Below are 22,733 nucleotides of genomic sequence, written 5' to 3' on the forward strand. Positions count from 1 at the left end.
ACTTCATTATACGAAATTAATGCATCAATTGCAAGTTTTCCTCAAAAGTTGTTAACATCTGTTAGTAACCCCGAATTATAACGATTTTATTACCCAAAAAACATGCCCGACGAGGTTTCGCCGAGCATGTTTTCACATTTATTAACGTTTCGGAAACTGAACTTTGCCAAAGTTTAGAACTTTGGCAAAGTTTTAAGCTATCCCCCCCTCTGACCTGCCAACAAATAAAGCACCGCCATACGCACTGCTACACCATTTTCGACCTGATCCAATATGATGGAATGCTTGCTGTCGGCTACATCCGAGGTAATTTCCACCCCCCTATTGATGGGACCTGGATGCATGATGACAATCTCTTTGTCCAAGGAATCCAATATCTCTTTATTCAGCCCATAGAGCATCGTGTATTCGCGAAGCGAAGGAAAATAGGCAATATCCTGTCGTTCCAGTTGTATGCGCAGCATATTGGCTACATCACACCAGTTCAAAGCTCTGCGCAGATCATGCTCAACCTTGACACCCAGTGAAGTGATGTATTTCGGGATAAGTGTGGTAGGTCCACACACCATCACCTCCGCTCCTTGCTTTTGCAGGCACAAGATATTAGACAATGCTACACGGGAATGCGTGATATCACCAATAATAGCGACCTTCTTTCCTGCCACATCACCTAACCGATCCCGAATGGAAAAGGAATCCAACAGGGCTTGCGTAGGATGTTCATGGGCACCGTCGCCGGCATTGACGATCTGCGCATCCACATGTTTGCTCAAGAAGACGCCTGCACCCGCATATGGATGGCGCATCACGACCATATCCACTTTCATCGCCAGGATATTGTTGACCGTATCGATCAAGGTTTCGCCCTTACTGACCGAGGAAGAGGAGGCCGCAAAATTGATGATATCGGCCGAAAGCCTTTTTTCTGCCAGTTCGAAGGACAATCTCGTCCGCGTGGAGTTCTCGAAGAAAACATTGGCGATCGTAATATCCCGCAGAGAGGGTACTTTCTTGATAGGGCGATTGAGCACGTCCTTAAAATTCTGTGCCGTATCCAGTATGAGCTGTATATCGTTTGCTGTCAGGTCCTTGATACCCAAAAGATGTCTGGTACTTAGCTGCTCTGTAACTGTTGACATTTTTTCAAAAGTAAAAAGTAAAAAATTATCTAAAGATGAGCTCGCAAGCTCGGTTAAAAGTAAAAACCTACAAAATACCGGCTTTTACTTATTTCTTATCCGTGATTAACTCAATGCTATCTCCCCCGTCTGCCTCTTCCCAGCTCACAATGACCTTTTGCGAATCGATAGAATCTACTTGGATACCGATATAATCGGGCTGTATAGGGATCTGCCGCGAAAACCGTCTATCCACGAGCACCAGCAGTTCGATTTTCAGTGGTCTTCCAAACGCTTGAATAGCATCCATCGCTGAGCGAATGGTACGTCCGGTCCAAAGCACATCATCCACCAAAATCACAGCTTTGTCCTCTACAATAAAATCAATCTGCGTACTATTGGCCAAGATTGGGGAAGTTCCTTTCATCCGAAAATCGTCCCTGTAAAAAGTAATGTCCAAGATACCTGTCGGCACATCAAGCCCCGTCATTTCTTTCAGTTCCCTAGCGATACGCTCCGCCAAAAAAGTACCTCTAGGTTGAATACCTATTAACACCGCATTGGAAAAATCACTATGATTCTCAATAAGTTGCTGGCAAAGCCGTCTAATGGTAATCTGAAACTTGGGACCGTCTAGTAAAATCGATTGTTTCATGATGGGAATATTTAGGCAAACCTACTATTTTTTTGGGAAAAACAGGAGATAAAAGTTTACTTAACCTTCCGATTTAATTCCTATCTTTTTTTATTTTCATAAAAATGCCCCCGGAAAGTGTCCAACTTTCCGGGGGCATCGTAAATGTCTACCCTTTATTCTTTCTTACTTACTGCTGCATCATAAAACTGAATTCATTGACCAGCTTTTCAAGCTCAGGTTTTAATTCCGTATCATTATGCGAATTGACAACCTGTTGCAGTCTGACCAAACCAGACAATCCCATACGGATATTTCGAGTCTCATGGTTGCTCTTTGTCTGTGCGACAGCCATATAGTACCGTAGATTCTCGGCAATAAATTTGATATTCCTTCGGACGACCTCTTGTGCTATACCTTTTTCACCAACCTTGTACATAGCATCGACCAGTGGCGTATAGCTCATCGGTTCGGACATTTGGTAGGTTTTCTTTGGCATATTCTCATACGCATTCAATACGACCTTGCGAGCATCTTCCTTCTTATCTTCACTGAGTAAGGCTTGTGCTGTCTCTCCAAATATCGAGCTCACGTACAGACTGATATATCGGTACGAATCCGGGTCAAGATATTTGGACTGACCGATATTGCCCCATTGGTATTTATTGATGATCGAGCTGTAGATCTCCGCCGTATCCGAAATCGCACCATACTCTTCGGGATTGAGATCTGTCTCAACCGGCATCAACCGCATCGCGAAGCCCTCAGACACAAGATACTTGCCTAGACCTAGATTATTTTCGTCCGGTGTCGTGGTCGTAAAGTAAATCGGCCGCTCCCAATTATTGTTGACCAATATGGCCATCATGGAGAGTTCGGCACGGCTGACGTAGTTCAAGCTGTAATCCCACTGCATAGTGTCCGTAATACTTTCTTCCCAATCCTTTGGCACAACCTTATTGGCCATGACAGCCTCTTTATTGATAGGTAATTGGAACTTCTTTGTCGGAAGCAGATTCACATATTCTCCACTTTGAAGCTGTGCCATATTCTGTTGATTGTCGGACAACATAATATTCAGCAAGTCGCTGATGTTGACATAGCCCGGAATCTGCATATCCTGGTAATAGATCACATCCCGCACGCCGTCCTTGAACTTTTCGGGGTCGATATTGATGGGCAATGCATCGGCATCATTGACCTTTTCCAGCATCTGACGCATATACCAATCCGACGAGAGTAAGCTCAGATTGACCACGCGCACATCCGTACGGAAACCTTCGACCTCCTGCACGTACCACAAAGGATAGGTATCATTGTCCCCATAACTAAACAGTATAGCATTGGGTGCACAGGATTCCAGATAGTTTTTGGCCATATCTCTTGCGAGGAATTTCTCGGACCGATCATGATCATCCCAGTTTTGTGAAGCTAACAGTACTGGTGCGGCCAATAATCCTATACCTGTAGCTGCCAGTCCGGCAACTTTGGCATTCAGTTTCTTAGTGAAGAATTCCCGCAATGCCAATACCCCCAAACCGATCCATATCGAAAAAGCATAAAAAGACCCGGCATAGGCATAATCACGCTCTCTCGGTTGTAAAGGGGTTTGGTTGAGGTACAGCACGATAGCCAGACCTGTAAAGAAAAACAACAAGAATACGACAAGAGCATCCTTTTGGTTTTTCCCAAAATGCCAGTACGCTCCGATAAGCCCCAACAATAATGGCAAGAAGAAATAAGTATTGCGGGAAGGGTTTTCTTTTTCGGAAGTAGGCAGGTCGTACTGCCCTCCTACCAACATATTATCGATGGGTTTGATCCCCGATATCCAGTTTCCTTCGGTCAAGGAACCGTGACCCTGCACATCATTTTGCCTTCCTACAAAATTCCACATGAAATACCGTGCATACATATGCCCTATCTGATATCCAAAAAAGAATTTTAGGTTATCCGCAAAAGTTGGTTTTTCAGTCTCTCCCAATCCCAGATAATCTCTGTAAAAACGAGGATGTCCTCCCTTTTCACTATAGATACGGGGGAAAATCGTTTCTCTATCGTAAGCATATTCCGTTTTCTTCTTGGCCACTACATATTTGTCTTTATCTTTCCGGTAAACTTTGCCCGCATCAAAAAAGTCGGTAGGGCGTGCATCAAAGTATTTGCCCTTGAACAACGGCTCATCGCCGTACTGCTCACGGTTCAGATAGCTCAAGAATGTAAATGCATTGTCCGGATCACTGTTATTCAGTGTAGGATTAGCTTTCGCCCGCACCAAAATCATAACGAAAGAACTGTAGCCGAATATAATAAAACCCAGAGAGATCAGAGCGATATTCAATATGGGTTTGATCTTCTTAATGGAATACCAGACTCCGTATAGTAGCCCCCCTATAACCAGCAGCGCAAAAAATGTCACGCCTGTACCAAATCCCAAACCGAGCGTATTGACAAAAAATAAGTCCGTGTAAGCCGCAAACTTGATCAAGTACTGGATCACTCCCCATAGGATAAAGCCTAATATGACTACACCGATCAACAAAGCTTTGATAGCCCCTTTGGTCGTGACCTGCGCAGACCGCCGAAAGTAGATCAACAGCGCAATGGCCGGAATGACCAACAAATTCAACAAGTGAACTCCTATGGAAAGCCCCATGACGTAGGCGATCAATACCAGCCATTTGTCGGCACCAGCCTCATCTGCTCTCGCTTCCCACTTTAAAATAGCCCAAAAGACCACGGCCGTACATAAGGAAGACATAGCGTACACTTCGGATTCTACGGCTGAGAACCAAAACGTATCCGTAAAGGCGTACGCTAAAGCACCGACCAAACCTGCTCCCATGATAGAGACAACATAATTGTTCGGCACAGCCAATGTGCGATCTGCCTTGCCTACAAACAGTTTCCGGCCCAATGCTGTAATAGACCAAAACAGGAACATAATGGTTAGTCCCGAACATACAGCAGAACCCACGTTCATCCAAAAAGCAATTTGGGTACGATCGCCCATCGCCAGGTTGGAGAAAACATTCTGGATCATCAAAAAGAGTGGAGCCCCAGGTTGGTGTACGATCTGCATTTTATAAGCCGATGCGATAAATTCGCCACAATCCCACCAACTCGTAGTACGTTCTGCCGTAACGACATATACCAAAGTAGCAAGGATCGCACAAAACCAGCCTAATAGATTATTAATCTTATTGTAGTTCATATCAAAGTTTCAAGTTATTCTTCATTATATGACCTGTAGACACATTCATCTCTACAAAAAGCCGCCTCGAAAATAAGGAATACATCGTTAGGAACGAACATTTAATTTACATTTTAACAGTCTTTAGCAAAAACAAAACGCAGTCTCTCGCAAGATTTACTTCGTAGAGCTCATTTCGTTCGGTTAGCGTAGCGTATCTTGTGAGTTTTATAGTAGATCAAGTTTACAAACTTGCCTTATTTTGCTTCCAAGTTATACTTCGTTAAACTTGAAAGAGCATAGAGAGTTAGGGCAGCAAACAATTTATTCCGATGAAAATCAGCACAAACCAAAAAAACAGCTATTTTTTATTTGTATAATCCGAAAACAGCCGTATATTTGCATCGTCAAACAGAATAACGCCTATTTGACGGGTATAATGTCCCATAGTATAAGGGTAGTACAAGTGATTTTGGTTCATTTAGTCTTGGTTCGAATCCAGGTGGGACAACAAAAAAAGAGAGCTTTAAAAGCTCTCTTTTTTTGTTTAGTCCAATGACACTTTCCACACCTTTATCATTTTATCATCTCCCGCCGTTGCTAGCAATCCTAAGCGGGAATTGTATGCCTGTGTGTTGATCGATAGATAATGTGAATCTACACCCTTGTCTCTTGAAACATTTTTTTGAAGTTTAAGATCCTTATTCCAGACTTTGATCGTTTTGTCCCGGCTCACTGTCGAAAACAAGGGAGAATCACCCAGCTCCATAATCCCATATACGGTAAACATATGCGGTATAATATTCGCTTGCATCTCCAGCCCGGGATAAGAAAACCTGTACAGCTGCGCATCCCTTCCTCCGCTCCATAGACTATCCGCCATAAAACACAGGCTGGTCACAGACTTTTCATGCACCTGCTTGGCTGCTACTTGATGGTAATCTTCTGTTTGGACCAAATAAATATGACCGCCCTTGTCCCCAAAAGCCATGCACTTTTCTTGTGCATCTATGGCAATAATACGTACGGTCGTGTCCGATATCTTGAACGTGTACAACAATTCAAAACTATTCAAACTCCAGATATAGGCTCTTCCATCCTCTCCTACGGCAATCAGCTCCTGTTTGGCTTTTAAAGACTTGATACAAAAGACAGCTCCTGCCTCCACCTTCAATTTCACCTTTAATACCTGTTGTACGGTATCGACAACAAAAATATCCCCCGAACGCATCCCGATTGCCAGTAGATCGGTATCCGGTATAGCATACAGGGCATACACCGAGCTGGGTACTGTACAAAGTATCCGCCGAAACTTTAAGGTTTCCCAATCCCACTCCACAACCCCCCTGTCATTTCCAGCAGAATACAAGACACCTGCATCGGCATTGCTTTCCAATGTATAGATAGGATTTTGATGTCCTGTCAGTGTATGTATGAGTTCTAAGTCTACCATATTACAGTGGTCAGTTATCAGTAGTCAGTGTGACCAGTAGTCAGCAATAAACCAAAACTTTAAACCTTAAATCAACTCCCCTGCGGAAATCTACAGACAGATTCGAAACAGAGAGTCCTTACTCCTTGATCCCCTACTGATGCCTTCCTTCCAGATTTTTGGCAATAGTCTCCAACGATATTCCTTTTTCACGTAGCAATACCAATATATGAAAGAACAGATCCGAAGTTTCGTCAATAAATTCCTGCTCAGATTGAGCTAATGCGGCAATAACCGTCTCTACGGCTTCTTCTCCTACTTTCTGGGCAATCTTGTTCAGCCCTCTGTGGTGTAACCTATTTACATAGGATTCGTCCGTAGGAAAGTTATAACGATGTGCTACGATACGTTCCAATTGGAACAGGAAGTTGTGCCTATATCCAGTGCTAAAGCAGCTTCTGGATCCGGTATGACAGGTCGGCCCTTCCGGACGTGCCAGTATCAATATGGTATCTTGATCACAGTCTATATGACAACTTTCCACGTGCAGGAAGTTGCCGCTCTCTTCGCCTTTGGTCCACAACCGGTTCTTACTACGCGAGTAAAAAGTCACTTTGCCTTCCGATTGTGTCTTCTGCCAAGCTGCCTCATTCATATATCCCAACATCAGCACCTCCAGTGTCTGGGCATCCTGAATAATTACCGGAACTAAACCGTCACCTTTGCCAAAATCTATCATTCTTTTAGTATATTAGGGTATTGAGGATTGAGTATTGAGATATGCGTATTGAGATATGCGTATTGAGAATTGAGAATATTGCAATCTTACAAATCCTCAAATTATCTCATTTCCAAATCTCCAAATTATCTCATTTTCAAATTCCCAAATTACCTCATTTTCAAATTATCTAACCACGATCCCATTGCTACGCAAGGTATTTTTCAGATCGGGGATCAAGATCTCTCCATAATGGAAGACCGAAGCGGCCAATGCGGCATCCACATTACTTTGCTGAAATACATCAACAAAATGCTGTACATTGCCTGCTCCACCCGATGCGATCAGCGGAATATGGATCTGCTCATTGATTTTTTTCAACAAACCATTGTCAAATCCATTCTTTGTCCCGTCATGATCCATTGAGGTCAGCAGAATCTCTCCGGCTCCTCTACTTTCGGCCTCCTTAATCCATTCTTCTGTCTGTATCTCTGTCTTGTCCCGTCCTCCTCGAAGATGCACAAAATTCTTACCATTGATCAAACGGGTATCTACCGCTACCACAACAAACTGTGTCCCAAATGCCTTCGCCAAATCATCGATGAGCTTAGGGTTGCGCACTGCCGCCGAATTAATGGAAATCTTGTCTGCCCCACTGTTGAGCAGTACCTCCGCATCAGCCAGTTCATTGATTCCACCACCTATGGTAAACGGAATATTGACCTGGCGGGCTACAGCTTTGACCAGATCAACCGTCGTCTTACGCTTTTCGTGCGTAGCCGTAATATCCAAAAAGACCAATTCATCGGCACCCTGCTCCGAATATTGCCAGGCCAATTCCACCGGATCTCCTGCATCGCGCAGATCCACGAAGTTGACCCCCTTTACGGTACGTCCGTCCTTTACATCCAGACAGGGAATAATACGCTTTGCTAACATCTTATACAAGCTGTAAGCTTTAGACTAAAAGCTGTAAGCCTATTGCTTATAGCCTAAAGCCTATTGCTTAAAATTAAAACTTAATCAAGGCCTTCAGATTCCAATCCTTGATCTCCTCTATCGTGATCTTATTTTCGTAAATAGCTTTTCCAACGACACAGGATTCCATGCGTCCCAAAGCATTCAACGCTTCTATATCTTTCATCGAACTGATCCCTCCCGAACCGATCAACTTGATGATGGGCGAATGATCCAACAATTTTTGGTAAAGCTCTACGCCGGCTCCTCCCAATTTGCCATCCTTGCTGATGTCCGTACACAAGAAACGGAAAAATCCAAGTGAAAGACACTTGTCAATATATTCGATCAGCTTGATGGGTGAACTTTCCAACCAACCTGAGTATTTGATGACCTCATCCAATACATCTATGGCGATCACAATGTGATCCGCATATTTCACACGACCTTCGTTGAGCTTGCTCAACTCTTCCAAAAATGTCGGGTTGGTGATCGCCTGTGTACCGACAATAACCCTGTACACACCCGCATCGATCAGCTCTTTTACCTTGTCTATACTACGTACACCTCCTCCGTATTGTACTTTCATCTCGGTACGACGTACAATATCAAAAAGATACGATTGGTTCGAAAAATCGCCTTTGGCACCATTCAGATCAATGATATGGACCAGCTCGGTACCGTTGGCATGGTATTTTCTTACCTGCTCCTCCAATGAAATATCGTACGTAGTCACATCTTCGTAAGAACCTTCTCTCAGTCGGACTACCTTTTGGTCTAAAACATCAATTGCGGGAATGATATACATAGTTAAATTAAAAAGTTAAAAATCAAAAGTTAAAAATCGCATCAAACACTTTATATAGAATATATAAGGTCAATGATTGCTTAATTATATTTTAGAAAAATTCAACAACAATTGCTCGCCATACTTGCCCGATTTTTCGGGGTGAAACTGTACTCCGAAAAAATTATCCTTCTGTAAGGACGCAGAAAAAGTAAGGCCATACGTACACTTTGCAATAGTATAAGTAGCATCATACTCTATAAAATAAGAATGAACGAAGTAAAAGTACACATTATCTGCTATATCACGGAATAATGGATTATTATTATCGAGTTGAACACTATTCCAACCCATGTGAGGCACTTTGTGGTCGATACGCTGATTAAAGTGTAATGTTTTCAAAGGCACTACCGACAGCATCTCAGCCTCACCCTCCTCCGAAAAAGCGGTCAGCAACTGCATACCTACACATATACCCAAGACAGGCTTCTGCAATGCCAATATCGTATCGACCAAGCCTGTCTCTTTCAGTTTCTGCATAGCTGCACCGGCATGCCCTACACCGGGAATAATCACACGATCGTACAGATCAAAATCCTCCTTTCGATTGATCATCCCATAAGACACCTGCACCCGTTCGAGCGCAGCTGTCAAAGAGAAAATATTTCCCGCACCGTAATTTACTATTCCTACCATTCTTTATTAGATAAAGGATAAAAGAACAAAGATAAAAGACCTTAATCCTTACTCCTTATTCCAACAATCTTTGCTCCTAAAGTACCCCTTTCGTACTGGGCAACTGCATATTGTCTGCATCCCGGCGCACAGCCTTTTTAATGGACTTGGCAAATGCCTTGAAAATTGCTTCTATCTTGTGATGTTCATTGTCCCCTTCGGCCTTGATATTCAGGTTGGACTTGGAAGCGTCTGAAAAAGACTTGAAAAAGTGGAAAAACATCTCCGTAGGCATATCCCCGATCTTCTCACGGCGAAACTCGGCATCCCACACGATCCAATTGCGTCCTCCAAAATCAATCGCCACCTGCGCCAGACAGTCGTCCATCGGCAGGGTGTACGCATAGCGTTCTATTCCCCGCTTGTCGCCCAACACTTTCAAGAAGATCTCCCCCAAGGCTATTCCCGTATCTTCGATCGTATGGTGCTCATCGATATGTAGATCTCCCTTGGCTTTGACCGTAAGGTCTATCGCACCATGACGGGCGATCTGATCCAGCATATGGTCAAAGAATGGCAAACCTGTATCTATATCAGCCTTGCCCGATCCGTCCAGATTAAGCTTAATGTATATATCCGTTTCGTTGGTCTTGCGATGATGCTCACCCGAACGTGTACCCAATTTTAGAAATTCATATATAGACTTCCAATCGGAGGTTTCCAATGCAATCACATCCGTAGAGAACTCCACATTTTCGTGTTTGCCCAACTCATCGTTATTACGTAGCCATATGGCTTTTGCGCCAAGGTTTTGTGCTAGCTTGACATCGTTCACTCGGTCACCTATGACAAATGATTCGGATAGATTATAGGCGTTTTCGGCAAAATACTCACCCAACATTCCTATTCCCGGCTTGCGCGTAGGGGCATTTTCATGTGGAAAGGTACGGTCTATATGCTCCTTGGCAAAAACCACACCTTCTCCCTCAAAAGTATCTCTAATGAAATGGTGTACCGGCCAAAAATTCTCTTCCGGATGGGAGTCCGTCCCCAGACCGTCTTGATTGGACACCAAGATCAATTCAAAATCCAGCTCTTGAGCAATCTTCGGCAAATACTGCAATGCTCCCGGATAAAATTTGAGTTTGGCAAAAGAATCAATCTGCTCGTCCTCCGGTTCCAGAATGAGCGTCCCGTCACGGTCAATAAACAACAGTCTTTTTAACTTATCAGCCATAATGGATTATGTATAAAATTGCTGCATGACAGCCAATAATTTTTTGTTTTCAGTAGGCGTACCTACTGTAATACGTAAACATCCCTCACACAACTCGATTTTAGAGCGGTCACGGACAATAATACCGTTGCCGACCAGAAAATTATACAATTCGCGGGGTTCTTCCAACCGAACCAAAATAAAATTGGCATCGGAAGGAACAATATGATGAACCTGTTCTAGTTTGGTCAATTCCTGATTGAGCCATTCCCGTTCGCGTACGGTTTCCTTGATCCATTCGTTGACAGAGCTGATGTTGTTCAAAGCTTTCAACACCAATTCCTGTGTCGCTTGATTAATGTTGTAAGGAGGTTTGATCTTGTTAAATACCTCAATGATCTCCTTACTCGCAAAAGCCATTCCCAACCGAAGGGCAGCAAGCCCCCATGCCTTGGACAAAGTCTGCAAAACGACCAAATTAGGAAATTCGCCCAGTTCGTAAGTAAAGGATTTATGTTTTGAAAAGTTGATATAAGCCTCATCTACAACGACAATTCCGTCAAAATTTGTCAATATCGTTTCCACATCTTGTCTACGGATGCTATTCCCCGTCGGATTATTGGGCGAACAGATGAAAATCAACTTGGTATGTGGATCGATCGCTTGTGCTATACGATCCAGATCCAGCTGATAGTCGGATGTCAGATTGATCTTTCTGGTCTCCACATCATTGATATTGGCAGAAACCTCATACATCCCATAGGTAGGTGGCACGAGAATGACATTGTCGACACCGGGCCTACAAAAAGCACGGTATAGAATATCGATGGCCTCATCACTTCCATTTCCCAGAAATATATTTTCCACGGGCACACCCTTGATACCTGAAAGCTTAGCTTTGACTTCTTTCTGCAAAGGATCCGGATAGCGGTTGTACGCATGATCCAAGGGAGAGCCAAATGCATTTTCATTAGCATCCAAAAAAACCGATGCTTCGCCCTTGAATTCATCCCGTGCAGATGAATAGGGAACTAAATTTCTGATATTGGCACGTAACAAACGGCTTAAATCAAAAGTTGTGCTCATGAACAAAAAAAATTTTGAGGTGTAAAGATGAGGAAAAATCTACAAAAACACTAAACATTAAACCATTTTCCCTCAATGGAAAGCTCAGCATGTGGAAAAACCGCACGGGCTTCCTCCAAAAGTGGAGACAAATCTTTGTATCGTGCAGAATAATGTCCCAACAAAAGTCTTTTGGCCTGTACAAGATGAGCTACCTGCGCAGCTTCATATGCTGTAGAGTGGAGCGTCTCCTCTGCCCGGTCAAGCATATCATGCATAAATGTGGTTTCGTGATAGAGCAGATCCACATGATCGATATATGTCATATACAGTTCATAAGCTCGGGTATCCGAACAGTAAGCGTAGCTCCGAGGGATAGGTGCAGGCCGTGTCAATTCTGCTGCACGATAGACCGTCCCGTCCATATCCACACAGTCTATACCCCTTTTCAGTTGGGGCAAAAACACCGTTGGGATATTCAACTGTTCGATTTTTTCCCGAATGAGTGGGGCAAGCCGCTGTCCCTCATCAAATCTGAATCCTGTGGTCGGCACACGATGCTGCAAAGGAAACGAGGTGACCGTCAACAAGTTGGTTTTGAGGACTACCTCTGCCCGATCAGCATGGGTCTCATGAAAGATCAGGTTGTACCGAAGTGTCGTGTCCGAGTACTTAAACTGCAGATCCATGATCTCCTTCAATGCTGCAGGGCCATATAGATGCAGATCAGTTTTGCGCCCATTTAGGTTCATGGACGATAGCAACCCAACCAATCCCAAGTAATGGTCTCCATGCAAATGGCTGATGAAAATGTGTGATATTTTATTGGATTTGATGCCATACCGAACCAATTGCATCTGTGTCCCCTCACCACAATCTATCAAAAAGAACTGTTCGTTGAAATTGAGCAATTGAGCCGTAGGGTGCCTATCGTATATCGGCGTCGCCGAGCTGTTGCCTAAGATCAATACCTCAAATTTCATATATCAATTTTTCCCTTCCAAAAGTTCCCGCTGTATCTCGTTTCCAAAAATTGCGTCTTCGGCTTCCACAAGTGATGTGCTGACGATAAAATATGTGTCGAGTTTGGCTACTTTCAACAGATGGGCCACCTGCGGCTGTAGTCCAGTCAAGATAAAAAGTCCGCCTACGGCTTTGCAGAGCCTATGAGCGAGCAACCCTATCCGCATACCAGCTTCGTCGATATCATTGACCTGTGACAAATCCAACACAATATTGCGTTGTCCCGAGGTGTTACGCAACATAAATTCTCCTTTTAAAAATGCAGCTTCCTCTGCATTGATTTTCTCGCAAAGTGGCTCAATGACCACATAACGCTCATGTTTTTCGATCGTATAGCGCATGATGTGTATATTTTTCAGTCCAACAAGGCTTCCAAAGCTTTACTGACATTGGTTTCTACCCGAGCCAGCACGTCATCGCTCGCCGGGTATTGGAATTTTTCTCCCGTTATGTGCTCAAACAGCTCAATGTACCTTTCCGAAATGGATTGGACAATCTCATCTGTCATTTCGGGGACCTGCTGCCCCTCTTTTCCTTGAAAACCATTCTCGATAAGCCATTGACGTACAAATTCTTTGGACAACTGTTTTTGAGCCTTCCCTTTTTGCTGACGCTCAGCATACCCTTCTGCATAGAAATACCGTGAAGAATCCGGTGTGTGTATTTCATCCATCAGATAGATCTGCCCATCACGTTTTCCAAATTCATACTTGGTATCCACCAGAATCAGCCCCCTCTCGCGAGCTATCTCTGTACCACGTTGAAAAAGTGCGTGTGCATATTTTTCCAACTGTTCGTAATCTTCTTGATTGACAATGCCACGGGCAATAATGTCTTCTCTGGAAATATCTTCGTCATGCCCTATCTCCGCTTTTGTCGATGGTGTGATGATCGGCTGAGGCAACTTGTCGTTCTCCCGCAAACCTTCGGGCAGTGTCACGCCGCACAGTTCCCTACCTCCATCTCTATACGTACGCCAAGCATGTCCCGACAGATAGCCACGGATGACCATCTCGACCCGAAAAGGCTCACACATCTTGCCGATGGTTACACTCGGATCGGGCACAGAGATAACCCAATTCGGCAAGATATCTTCAGTAGCTTTAAGGAATTTTGCAGCAATCTGGTTCAGCACCTGTCCTTTATAAGGAATGGCTCTAGGCAACACCACATCGAACGCAGAAATTCGATCCGAAGCCACCATGACCAGATAATTATTGTCTATGGTGTACACGTCCCTTACCTTGCCACGGTAAAAAGCAGTCTGCTTTTTGAAATTAAAATTTGTCTCTCTTATTGCGCTCATCTGTGAAAGTTATGTACAAATGTAAGTTAAAAAATAAAAAATGGCGGAAATAAGTAGGGGCAAAACTACATGTTTGCCCCTACTTATTTTTCCTTATTCAAATCGCCATAAGCTTCCAAGATCCGCTTCACCAACTTGTGACGAACCACATCACTACCGGTTAGGTAGATGATATCGATTCCAGTGATGCCTTCCAATATCTTGACGGCAGTAGAAAGTCCGGATTGCGTTTTCTTCGGCAGGTCTATCTGTGTGAGATCCCCGGTCACGATAAACTTGGCCGTAGGCCCCATACGTGTCAAAAACATTTTCAACTGCATGTCTGTCGCATTCTGTGCCTCGTCCAATATCACAAAACAATTGTCTAAGGTACGTCCACGCATGAAGGCCAATGGTGCAACCTCAATTGTTCTATTCTCCAGATATCCTTTGAGTTTTTCGGTGGGGATCATATCATCCAAGGCATCGTACAAAGGTCTTAGATAAGGATCTACCTTTTCTTTGAGATCTCCCGGCAGGAAACCTAGGTTCTCACCAGCTTCGACAGCAGGACGTGTCAAGATTATCCTTTTGATCTCCTTGTTGCGTAGCGCCCGCACAGCCAGGGCTACAGCAGTATAGGTTTTTCCCGTTCCGGCAGGACCAATGGCAAACAGTATATCATTTTTCAGGATACTATTGACCATCTTCAACTGATTGGGCGTACGGGCACGTACGATCAAGCCATTAGGGCCATATACAATCGGCTCCCCTTTTAGTGTAGGCGCCGTCACCTCCGTTTTCTCTTTTGCCCCAAGGGAAGAGCCGTTCGGCTTCACCTTGCGCAACAGTTCTTCCAGCTCTAAACCAGACAGGGCATTGAACTTGGAAACATGATCCAAAACTTCCGAAAAGAAGCCTTCAAACATTTTCTGTTCATTCTCTTCACCCAGTACTTTTAACTCATTGCCCCGCGCCACCAAACGCAGCTTGGGAAAGCTATCCTTAATGGTTTCAAAATTCTCATTTTGCGCCCCCCACAATGGCACTAAATTGGCCCGATCCAAATTGATGACTAACTCACTCAAATCAACTGTATTTAATGATTATATTTTCGGAATAAATATACTTATGTTTTTCGATTTGTCTCACAGTTTTTCCATTTTATAGTAAAAATCAACCAAAAATACGAACTACCAAATAAGTTATCTAAGATTTCTAAAAAAAATGATTATTTTCCACAGGACATCATTTTTATGAACGGTAGTTTTGCTACTTTTGTACTTTATTTGCTAAAAAATCAACGAACCTATTCGGCACGTATCCAATATATAGGTGTCGAACGCAGAGTTTAATATGGGAGTAATTACATTGACAACAGACCTTGGTTATCGCGACTTCTATCAAGCCGCGCTCAAAGGGAGCATTATCACGCTGCTTCCGAAGGTCCGGTTAGTGGACATTACCCATGAGATACCCTCATTTGATATACAGAATGCTGCTTTCGTCCTACAGAATGCCTATCACTACTTTCCAAAAGGCACTGTGCACATCATCGGGATAGACACCGTGTTTCAGAAAGATTGCCGATATCTGGCCATGAAATACAACAACCATTATTTTGTAGGCGCGGACAACGGGATATTCAGCATTATACTAGGTAGCAACAAAGCAGATCATCTCATCGAAATCGAATTGACCCAAGACCTCCGTTTTCTGCACTTTCCCCTAGCAGATGTATTGGCCAAAGCAGCCTGCCATATCGCCAAAGGAGAGGATATCAGTGCTTTAGGTTCTCCTATAGACAACCCGTTGCAAAAAGTCACCTTACAGCCCATCATCGAAAACAACATCATCAAGGGACATGTGTCCTATATCGACTCTTTCGGCAACGTGATCAGCAATATCAGCAAAGAGTTGTTCAATAAGGTCCAAAAGGGACGGGAGTTCGTACTTCATTTCAAACGTAATGAGACCATAGACAGGATGAGCTGGCATTACAACGAAGTATCTGAAGGCGAAAAACTGTGTCTCTTCGGCATCAGCAACTATCTCGAAATCGCCATCAACAAAGGCAATGCCAGTACCTTGCTCGGCTTGCATCCTGACGAGACCATTATTGTCGAGTTTTTTAACAAATAGCATTCTCAACCGTAATAATACAGTTACGTCCATGATTAATTGATAAATATTATAGATTTTTACGGCTATCGAGCACTTTAATATTATCATGTACGCCAAACTTGTATTTTTCATCCTTATCCTATTTCCTTTTTATTCCTTTTCCCAAAATGGATCGCTAAAAGCTATTATCGTAGACAGCGCCCAAGCCCCAATTGTAGGTGCGAGCGTAGCCTTGCTCAGCTCTAAGACAGGCGCTTACCTGAGAGGAACACAATCCTTGGGCAAAGGACAGGTCAGCATAGACAACATATCGCCGGGAACATATACATTCAAAGTGTCTTATGTGGGCATGTCGGATATCATCCGGGAAAACATCCGCATCGGGGCTGGCAAGACCTTGGATATGGGTACAGTGACACTGATTCCGATAGGAAAGGAACTGGGTGAAGTCGTCGTACAGGGACGGTTGCCGGATCTGCAATTGGACATCGACAAAAAAGTATTTGATGTATCACAGAGTATGGTGAGTATCGGCGGAACAGCTGAAGATGTGTTGGGCAATGTTCCTACGCTACAGGTAGACGCCGACGGATCGGTGAGTCTGCGTGGATCTACCGGAGTCCGTATCCTGATCAACGGCAAAGAATCGGCTATGGCCGGAAGCGATATCAGCAAACTATTGCAGTCCCTACCGGCCGAGGCCGTATCCAAGGTGGAGATCATGACCAACCCATCCGCCAAATACGATGCCGAAGGACAATCCGGTATTGTCAACATCGTACTGAAAAAAAATGTATTGACAGGTTTTAACGGTACGGTAAACGCTTCTATAGGCAATTATGACAACTATACGATCGGGACATCACTCAATTACAGAGACAACAAATTCAATTATTTCGGGACATACAACTTTAACAACCGTAACAGTTTCGGAGAATCTTCGGTGACGAATACCCAACGGATAGACGGTGTCGTGACCGATGCAAGCGAAATCACCCACACCCATTCAGAGACGTTCAGAAAAGGAAGAAATCATTCTTTTCGTATTGGTGCCGATTATTTTGCAACAGAAAAAACAAATTTCAGTCTAGGATCAAATTTCAGTATCCGTGACAACGACAGAGGCGCAGACCTACTTTATCGTTACATCAACTTACCGGAATTGGGTACAGAAAGCCCACGCACCTCCCGACAGTCCGAACAGGATTTTGGATACGACCTCACACTGGATTTTAGGCAGGCCCTACGCAGAAAAGGCGAAGAGATCACGGCAAACATCACCTTTGGGGATGACAGGGAAGACGGAATAAATGACTACCTACAGACTTTTGACAATGGTCGTTTCCGTGAGGAGCGCAAAAACCAAACGAGTGAACGGGGGAAGAATTGGAATTTTCAGTTGGACTATGTATTGCCTTTGGGCGACAACCACAAGTTTGAGGCAGGCTATAGGACGATATTGAGAAATTCGGACGAAAGCCAATATTCGGACACCTTATCCCAGGATGGGAATTTCAAGCCGGATTTTGACGTGAGCAATGATTTTGAGATGCAGAGTGCTGTACATGCCTTGTACGTGAATTACCAAAGAATGCTGACGGAAAGACTGGGTATGCAGGTCGGACTACGCGCTGAGGATGCCTTTTTGCACACGGTCTACGCCAGTTTGGATCCTAATGTATCTACCGAACCCGGCAATCTGGACTATTTTCGGGTATATCCCAGTGCTTTTTTGTCCTATAAGGTCAATAAAGAAGGTGATAAGGTACAGTTGAGCTATACACGCCGTGTACAACGTCCAAGGGGGCGACAGGTCAATCCTTTTGTCAATATGTCCGATGCCACCAACCTAAGGCAAGGAAATCCAGAACTCATGCCTGAAGATATCCATGCAATAGAGCTTGGTTTTGCCAAAACCTACGAGAAATGGAATTTTGTGACCTCGGCTTACTACAGACGTGTGAATGACATGACACAACCTATTCAATATGATATCGATGATCCTATCGTCGAAAAATATCTGGAGGACAAGAATGCAACTTTCAGCCGTTGGCAGAATGTGGGTAATCGCAACAGTACAGGTATAGAAGTGGTGGCCAAAGTCAACCTATTCCGTTGGTGGGACATGACTGCCAATGTCAATATGTTTTACAGCAACTTGATCCCATACACAGAATTTGATATAGCAAGGCCCGAAAATTTTGCATGGAATACCAATGTCACGACAAATGTCCGTTTCAACTCCACCTTGTCCGCCCAAGTGAAAGGAGATTACCGAGCACCAATGAAAACCTTGCAAGGACAAATGAAATCCATGTCCGGCGTGGATTTGGCAGTACGACAGGATGTTCTGAAAGGCAAAGGCAGTGTAGTATTCAATGTAAGAGACGTTTTTGACAACAGAAGGTTTGGCATAGAGACCTTACTGCCGACCCGACATATTGAGAATGACATGCGCTGGTCGAGACGCATGTTCAATCTTTCGTTCTCCTACCGTTTTGGCACGCAAGACAACTCCAAAAATAAAAGAAGAAATAATATGTCCAGCGATGATGCAGGTGTAGAGTATTAGGGAGCAACTGATCGGATATATTGTTTGGTAATGAAACCCCATTGTGCATTATATGCGTTTTTTTATTTGCTTTTAAACGAAATGCCTTAACTTGCATCTAATCGTGAAAACATAGATACATGAAAAACACCTTGTTGTTCAAAATCGTTGTGTTGCTCTTTTGTCTGTCCCCTATGGGTGGGACCATGGCCAATATAAGTCTGGACACAGATACTTCGCTCTTCGAAAACCAACGGAAACGTGTAAATTTTCTGTTGGAAGAACGTAGCAGGAAATTTGGCGAATATGATCAATCTCTTCAGGAGAAGACCGGTATTTTCGGGCTTTTCAAGACAAAGGCCGATATGCAGAAATCTATTGACATCCTTCAGGCGATCGCCATCACCGACAACAATATCTTTCTGGAAACCCGTAAGCTCCTTGATCTGAAAGATACCGAACGTGAACATTTTCAACGCATGGCAAAGGAATTTGACGCACAGGTCACGGCCTACATGAAGACTGTCTCCAAACTACAGGAGGAAAATGACAGCTTGCGTCTCAAGATCAAGGAATTGGAACAGGAGGAACACAGTAGCGGAGTCATATTCTATGTTCTTGGGCTGGTATTTATTGGCTTACTTATCGTCATATACCTGCTCTATAAGAAACTGCATCCCAAAACACCGCAAAACACCTCTTACGTCATCAGCCAATCCGATCCGAATAAGGAGAAGGATGAAGCGTGATCGACATCCCACATAGTGCACACATCTCACATGTGACCAAAAAATTGACTTTACTTTGATATGAAGCCCTATGGATATGTGTACCTTTGCTCGTTGTAGATCAATAGTTGCAGTACATAGATGGCTAGACCAAGATTGAATAGTAGTGATTCGCATTCGGAAGATTTACCGAAGCCTAAGATAAACAAAGTCTTAATCCAAAAAGCTTCCCAAATCTTCTCCTACCTCAAACCTTATAGAGTTAGGTTTGGGATAGGTATGTTGTTTCTGATTTTGTCCAGCTTGACCATGTTGACTTTTCCTGCCTTGTTAGGTGCTATGATAGACGCCGCTCAAGGAAAGAAAACATATCCTTGGCTATCCGATAGCCTGGTATTCATTGGAAGCCTATCCCTCAGCATCCTGTTCTTTCAATCTATCCTCTCTTTTTTCCGAATCCGCATCTTTGTGGAAATAGCCGAAAAAACATTAGCCAATATCCGCAAGGATTCCTATCTCAAACTCATTACCCTGCCTGTGGATTTTTTCTCCAACAGGCGTGTGGGCGAACTCAATAGCCGCCTTTCGGCAGACCTTTCACAGATCCAGGATACCATGACCACCACACTGGCTGAGATCATCCGGCAATCGATCAGCTTATGCTTTGGTGTAGCTTTGCTCATTTTTGTCTCTCCCAAATTGGCCTTGATGAATCTATGCATATTGCCGATCATGATCGTGGTAGCTTTGTTTTTCGGCAGGTTCATCCGAAAGCTGTCCAAACAAACACAGGACCAACTGGCCGATTCCAACAGCATTGTGCAGGAAACATTATTGGGAATCAGTAATGTCAAAGCTTTTGTCAACGAATATTTTGAAGCACAACGCTATAACCATAAGTTGAATACTGCCGTAAAACTCGCCGTACGCGGAGCAACATTCCGCGGTATATTCGCCTCCTTTATTATTTTTTGCATTTTTGGCGCAGTGATTACCGTGATCTGGTATGGTGCGACATTGGTTTCTGCCGGCGAAATTTCGGTTGGGGATCTGACGACATACATACTTTATTCCATGTTTGTGGCAGGTTCTATGGGTAGCTTTCCCGAGCTATATGCCGGTATCCAACGGGCTTTGGGCGCAAGTGAAAGGGTAATCGAGATATTGAACGAAAAGTCGGAAGATATCCAGGTCGCGGAGGAGGACAAAGTCATCGGCAAACGTATACAAGGCAAGCTGACTTTTGAAGATGTAGCTTTTGCCTACCCTACCCGCAGCGACGTACAGACATTAAAAAACATTTCCTTCACAGTAGATGCCGGTCAAAAAGTAGCTATAGTCGGCCCTAGTGGCACAGGGAAGTCTACTATCGCATCACTTATCCTACAATTCTACCGACCACAACAAGGGATTATCTATTATGATGATGAGCCTGCATATTCCTATAGTTTGACCGACATCCGAAATCAAGTCGCTATCGTCCCGCAGGATGTGCTGCTGTTTGGTGGAACGATTCGGGAAAATATCAACTATGGCAAACTTGAAGCCAATGCCGAAAGCGTGGTTGAAGCCGCGAAAAGAGCCAATGCACATGAGTTTATCATGAGCTTTCCGGACGGATACGATACAATCGTCGGCGAAAGAGGGGTAAAACTTTCCGGCGGACAGCGTCAACGTATCGCCATTGCACGCGCACTCCTAAAAGATCCTGCCATCCTTATATTGGACGAGGCGACTTCTTCATTGGACTCCGAATCAGAACGTCTCGTGCAGGAAGCTTTGGAAGAATTGATGAAAGGACGGACCTCCATTATCATTGCACACCGCCTTTCCACGATCAAAAATGCCGACAATATCCTGGTCATCGAAGACGGAAAAGTAGTAGATAGCGGAAACCATATTGACCTCTTGACAAAAGGTAGTGGATTGTACCACTATTTGTACACATTACAGTCGTCCCAAAAATTAGAAAGTTAAATTCTTGTTAATTTAACTTTCCTTAAAACCTTTTGGAATGACAGTTGTTTGCAATGTATAGACTAGGGTAAAACTTTAAAAAATATTTATATCATGAAAAATAAAAACGGATTGGTAGCCTTCGCCTTGTTGGGCTTAGCAGCAGGAGCAGCAGCGTATTACCTGTTAAACACAGAAGATGGCAAGAGACAATTGGACAAGGCAAATTGTGGTATCAAAAACTTGACCAAATCCCTAAAAGAGCTATCTAAAAAAGAAGCCAAAAAGGCAGCAAAATTAGCCAAATCGGCGAAAGAAGACTTGGAAGCATTAAAGTCTCGTGCAAAAGACATGGGAAAAACTGCAGTGGATAAGGTAGCAGACAAAACAAACGATTTGGCACAAAAAGCAGCGAGCACGGCCAACAAGATTGCCAGCAAAACCGAAGAGATTGCTGCAAAAGCAAAATCGGAAATTTCCAATGCTTAATAAGAAATAACATCTATATAATAAAGGCTGTCTCCTATGTTTGTTGTAAGCAAATGTAGGAGACCAGCCCTTTCCCATAAAAGAACCCTGCAAAATCGTATCTTTGCATACGGATGAGTCTGTTGCAGCAAATAAAATCATTGATCGTCAAAGACCTGACTTTGGAATGGCGTTCGAAGTACGCCATCAACGGTGTACTTCTTTATGTGGTATCCACCGTATTTGTATGTTATCAAGCCTTTAAGTCTGTCGACACCGTTATCTGGAATGCCTTATTCTGGATTATTTTGCTTTTTGCCTCCATCAATGCAATCAGCCGATCCTTCGTACAGGAAAGTCCCGCAAGGCAACTGTACTACTACAGTATAGCAAGCCCCAAATCCATCATCCTCTCCAAAATCATATACAACATCCTCCTGATGGTTTTTCTGTCGGCCATAGCCTATTTGGTCTATTCGCTGATCTTCAAAAATCCGGTAGGCGATCCGTTGCTATATCTACTTGCCGTACTGTTGGGCAGTATTAGTTTTGCAACAGTATTCACGATGGTATCCGGCATCAGTTCCAAAACAGGCAACAATAGTACGATCATGGCCATACTCTCTTTTCCGGTGATCATCCCTTTGCTGATCGTCTTGATCAAACTCTCGCATCAAGCATTGGAAGGAGCCGACAGAGCAAGTAGTTATGGCGAAATCGGTGTACTGTTGGCAATAAATATGATTACGATTACCATTTCTTTATTGTTATTTCCTTACCTTTGGAGGGACTAAAAAACAGGA

General features: G+C 43.7%; 20 protein-coding genes. 6 read left to right on the plus strand and 14 right to left on the minus strand.

Annotated elements, in window-relative coordinates; all coding sequences use genetic code 11:
• Positions 1-197: 197 nt before the first annotated feature.
• The 14 genes from G5B00_RS15285 to G5B00_RS15350 form a co-directional block, all read right to left on the minus strand.
• Complete coding sequence (locus G5B00_RS15285; RefSeq protein WP_163877366.1) at positions 198-1,139, minus strand: aspartate carbamoyltransferase catalytic subunit; 942 nt, start codon at positions 1,137-1,139, stop codon at positions 198-200.
• A gap of 88 nt (positions 1,140-1,227) precedes the next feature.
• The gene (pyrR, locus tag G5B00_RS15290; RefSeq protein WP_163877368.1) at positions 1,228-1,773 is read right to left on the minus strand and encodes a bifunctional pyr operon transcriptional regulator/uracil phosphoribosyltransferase PyrR; all 546 of its coding nucleotides are present in this window, start codon (positions 1,771-1,773) and stop codon (positions 1,228-1,230) included.
• Between the two features lie 169 nt (positions 1,774-1,942).
• The gene (locus G5B00_RS15295) at positions 1,943-4,966 is read right to left on the minus strand and encodes a DUF2723 domain-containing protein (protein ID WP_163877371.1); all 3,024 of its coding nucleotides are present in this window, start codon (positions 4,964-4,966) and stop codon (positions 1,943-1,945) included.
• Between the two features lie 526 nt (positions 4,967-5,492).
• Positions 5,493-6,398, minus strand: a complete 906-nt coding sequence (locus G5B00_RS15300; RefSeq protein ID WP_163877374.1) for a WD40 repeat domain-containing protein — start codon at positions 6,396-6,398, stop codon at positions 5,493-5,495.
• A gap of 133 nt (positions 6,399-6,531) precedes the next feature.
• On the minus strand, positions 6,532-7,116 hold the full coding sequence (gene hisIE / locus G5B00_RS15305; protein ID WP_163877377.1) for a bifunctional phosphoribosyl-AMP cyclohydrolase/phosphoribosyl-ATP diphosphatase HisIE: 585 nt from the start codon (positions 7,114-7,116) through the stop codon (positions 6,532-6,534).
• A gap of 165 nt (positions 7,117-7,281) precedes the next feature.
• Positions 7,282-8,034, minus strand: coding sequence for an imidazole glycerol phosphate synthase subunit HisF (hisF, locus tag G5B00_RS15310; protein WP_163877380.1), 753 nt, complete (start codon positions 8,032-8,034; stop codon positions 7,282-7,284).
• Positions 8,035-8,107: 73 nt separating this feature from the next.
• Positions 8,108-8,860 carry a HisA/HisF-related TIM barrel protein gene (locus G5B00_RS15315; protein WP_163877383.1) on the minus strand — a complete coding sequence of 251 codons (753 nt, stop codon included), beginning with the start codon at positions 8,858-8,860 and terminating at the stop codon, positions 8,108-8,110.
• 84 nt (positions 8,861-8,944) lie between these two features.
• Positions 8,945-9,535: an imidazole glycerol phosphate synthase subunit HisH gene (gene hisH, locus G5B00_RS15320; RefSeq protein WP_163877386.1), complete on the minus strand. Its 591-nt coding sequence runs from the start codon at positions 9,533-9,535 to the stop codon at positions 8,945-8,947.
• Between the two features lie 76 nt (positions 9,536-9,611).
• Positions 9,612-10,751: a bifunctional histidinol-phosphatase/imidazoleglycerol-phosphate dehydratase HisB gene (gene hisB / locus G5B00_RS15325; protein ID WP_163877389.1), complete on the minus strand. Its 1,140-nt coding sequence runs from the start codon at positions 10,749-10,751 to the stop codon at positions 9,612-9,614.
• Positions 10,752-10,757: 6 nt separating this feature from the next.
• The gene (gene hisC / locus G5B00_RS15330) at positions 10,758-11,816 is read right to left on the minus strand and encodes a histidinol-phosphate transaminase (RefSeq protein WP_163877391.1); all 1,059 of its coding nucleotides are present in this window, start codon (positions 11,814-11,816) and stop codon (positions 10,758-10,760) included.
• A 50-nt stretch (positions 11,817-11,866) separates the two neighbouring features.
• Complete coding sequence (locus tag G5B00_RS15335) at positions 11,867-12,778, minus strand: ribonuclease Z (protein ID WP_163877394.1); 912 nt, start codon at positions 12,776-12,778, stop codon at positions 11,867-11,869.
• Between the two features lie 3 nt (positions 12,779-12,781).
• Positions 12,782-13,159: an STAS domain-containing protein gene (locus G5B00_RS15340; RefSeq protein ID WP_163877397.1), complete on the minus strand. Its 378-nt coding sequence runs from the start codon at positions 13,157-13,159 to the stop codon at positions 12,782-12,784.
• 14 nt (positions 13,160-13,173) lie between these two features.
• Entirely contained in the window at positions 13,174-14,124 is a 951-nt protein-coding gene (locus G5B00_RS15345) for a phosphoribosylaminoimidazolesuccinocarboxamide synthase (protein WP_163877400.1), read from the minus strand.
• Positions 14,125-14,207: 83 nt separating this feature from the next.
• The gene (locus G5B00_RS15350) at positions 14,208-15,191 is read right to left on the minus strand and encodes a PhoH family protein (protein WP_163877403.1); all 984 of its coding nucleotides are present in this window, start codon (positions 15,189-15,191) and stop codon (positions 14,208-14,210) included.
• Between the two features lie 268 nt (positions 15,192-15,459).
• Between G5B00_RS15350 and G5B00_RS15355 the strand changes: the two genes are divergently transcribed.
• The 6 genes from G5B00_RS15355 (at position 15,460) to G5B00_RS15380 (ending at position 22,724) form a co-directional block, all read left to right on the plus strand.
• Complete coding sequence (locus G5B00_RS15355) at positions 15,460-16,245, plus strand: S-adenosyl-l-methionine hydroxide adenosyltransferase family protein (protein WP_163877405.1); 786 nt, start codon at positions 15,460-15,462, stop codon at positions 16,243-16,245.
• Between the two features lie 88 nt (positions 16,246-16,333).
• Positions 16,334-18,799, plus strand: coding sequence for a TonB-dependent receptor (locus tag G5B00_RS15360; RefSeq protein WP_163877410.1), 2,466 nt, complete (start codon positions 16,334-16,336; stop codon positions 18,797-18,799).
• A gap of 119 nt (positions 18,800-18,918) precedes the next feature.
• Positions 18,919-19,527: a hypothetical protein gene (locus tag G5B00_RS15365; RefSeq protein WP_163877413.1), complete on the plus strand. Its 609-nt coding sequence runs from the start codon at positions 18,919-18,921 to the stop codon at positions 19,525-19,527.
• Between the two features lie 120 nt (positions 19,528-19,647).
• Positions 19,648-21,483 carry an ABC transporter ATP-binding protein gene (locus G5B00_RS15370; RefSeq protein WP_163877416.1) on the plus strand — a complete coding sequence of 612 codons (1,836 nt, stop codon included), beginning with the start codon at positions 19,648-19,650 and terminating at the stop codon, positions 21,481-21,483.
• A 93-nt stretch (positions 21,484-21,576) separates the two neighbouring features.
• Entirely contained in the window at positions 21,577-21,951 is a 375-nt protein-coding gene (locus tag G5B00_RS15375) for a hypothetical protein (protein ID WP_163877419.1), read from the plus strand.
• A gap of 113 nt (positions 21,952-22,064) precedes the next feature.
• A complete protein-coding gene (locus tag G5B00_RS15380; protein WP_163877422.1) occupies positions 22,065-22,724 on the plus strand; it encodes a heme exporter protein CcmB in 660 nt (219 codons plus the stop codon).
• Positions 22,725-22,733 lie beyond the last annotated feature (9 nt).

Source organism: Parapedobacter sp. SGR-10 (genome assembly GCF_011030405.1).
Lineage (GTDB): Bacteria > Bacteroidota > Bacteroidia > Sphingobacteriales > Sphingobacteriaceae > Sphingobacterium.

Coding starts and splice junctions, on each gene's coding strand:
- G5B00_RS15285 (WP_163877366.1), bottom strand. CDS start 1,139: ATGTCAACAGTTACAGAGCAGCTAAGTACCAGACATCTTTTGGGTATC.
- pyrR (WP_163877368.1), bottom strand. CDS start 1,773: ATGAAACAATCGATTTTACTAGACGGTCCCAAGTTTCAGATTACCATT.
- G5B00_RS15295 (WP_163877371.1), bottom strand. CDS start 4,966: ATGAACTACAATAAGATTAATAATCTATTAGGCTGGTTTTGTGCGATC.
- G5B00_RS15300 (WP_163877374.1), bottom strand. CDS start 6,398: ATGGTAGACTTAGAACTCATACATACACTGACAGGACATCAAAATCCT.
- hisIE (WP_163877377.1), bottom strand. CDS start 7,116: ATGATAGATTTTGGCAAAGGTGACGGTTTAGTTCCGGTAATTATTCAG.
- hisF (WP_163877380.1), bottom strand. CDS start 8,034: ATGTTAGCAAAGCGTATTATTCCCTGTCTGGATGTAAAGGACGGACGT.
- G5B00_RS15315 (WP_163877383.1), bottom strand. CDS start 8,860: ATGTATATCATTCCCGCAATTGATGTTTTAGACCAAAAGGTAGTCCGA.
- hisH (WP_163877386.1), bottom strand. CDS start 9,535: ATGGTAGGAATAGTAAATTACGGTGCGGGAAATATTTTCTCTTTGACA.
- hisB (WP_163877389.1), bottom strand. CDS start 10,751: ATGGCTGATAAGTTAAAAAGACTGTTGTTTATTGACCGTGACGGGACG.
- hisC (WP_163877391.1), bottom strand. CDS start 11,816: ATGAGCACAACTTTTGATTTAAGCCGTTTGTTACGTGCCAATATCAGA.
- G5B00_RS15335 (WP_163877394.1), bottom strand. CDS start 12,778: ATGAAATTTGAGGTATTGATCTTAGGCAACAGCTCGGCGACGCCGATA.
- G5B00_RS15340 (WP_163877397.1), bottom strand. CDS start 13,159: ATGCGCTATACGATCGAAAAACATGAGCGTTATGTGGTCATTGAGCCA.
- G5B00_RS15345 (WP_163877400.1), bottom strand. CDS start 14,124: ATGAGCGCAATAAGAGAGACAAATTTTAATTTCAAAAAGCAGACTGCT.
- G5B00_RS15355 (WP_163877405.1), top strand. CDS start 15,460: ATGGGAGTAATTACATTGACAACAGACCTTGGTTATCGCGACTTCTAT.
- G5B00_RS15360 (WP_163877410.1), top strand. CDS start 16,334: ATGTACGCCAAACTTGTATTTTTCATCCTTATCCTATTTCCTTTTTAT.
- G5B00_RS15365 (WP_163877413.1), top strand. CDS start 18,919: ATGAAAAACACCTTGTTGTTCAAAATCGTTGTGTTGCTCTTTTGTCTG.
- G5B00_RS15370 (WP_163877416.1), top strand. CDS start 19,648: ATGGCTAGACCAAGATTGAATAGTAGTGATTCGCATTCGGAAGATTTA.
- G5B00_RS15375 (WP_163877419.1), top strand. CDS start 21,577: ATGAAAAATAAAAACGGATTGGTAGCCTTCGCCTTGTTGGGCTTAGCA.
- G5B00_RS15380 (WP_163877422.1), top strand. CDS start 22,065: ATGAGTCTGTTGCAGCAAATAAAATCATTGATCGTCAAAGACCTGACT.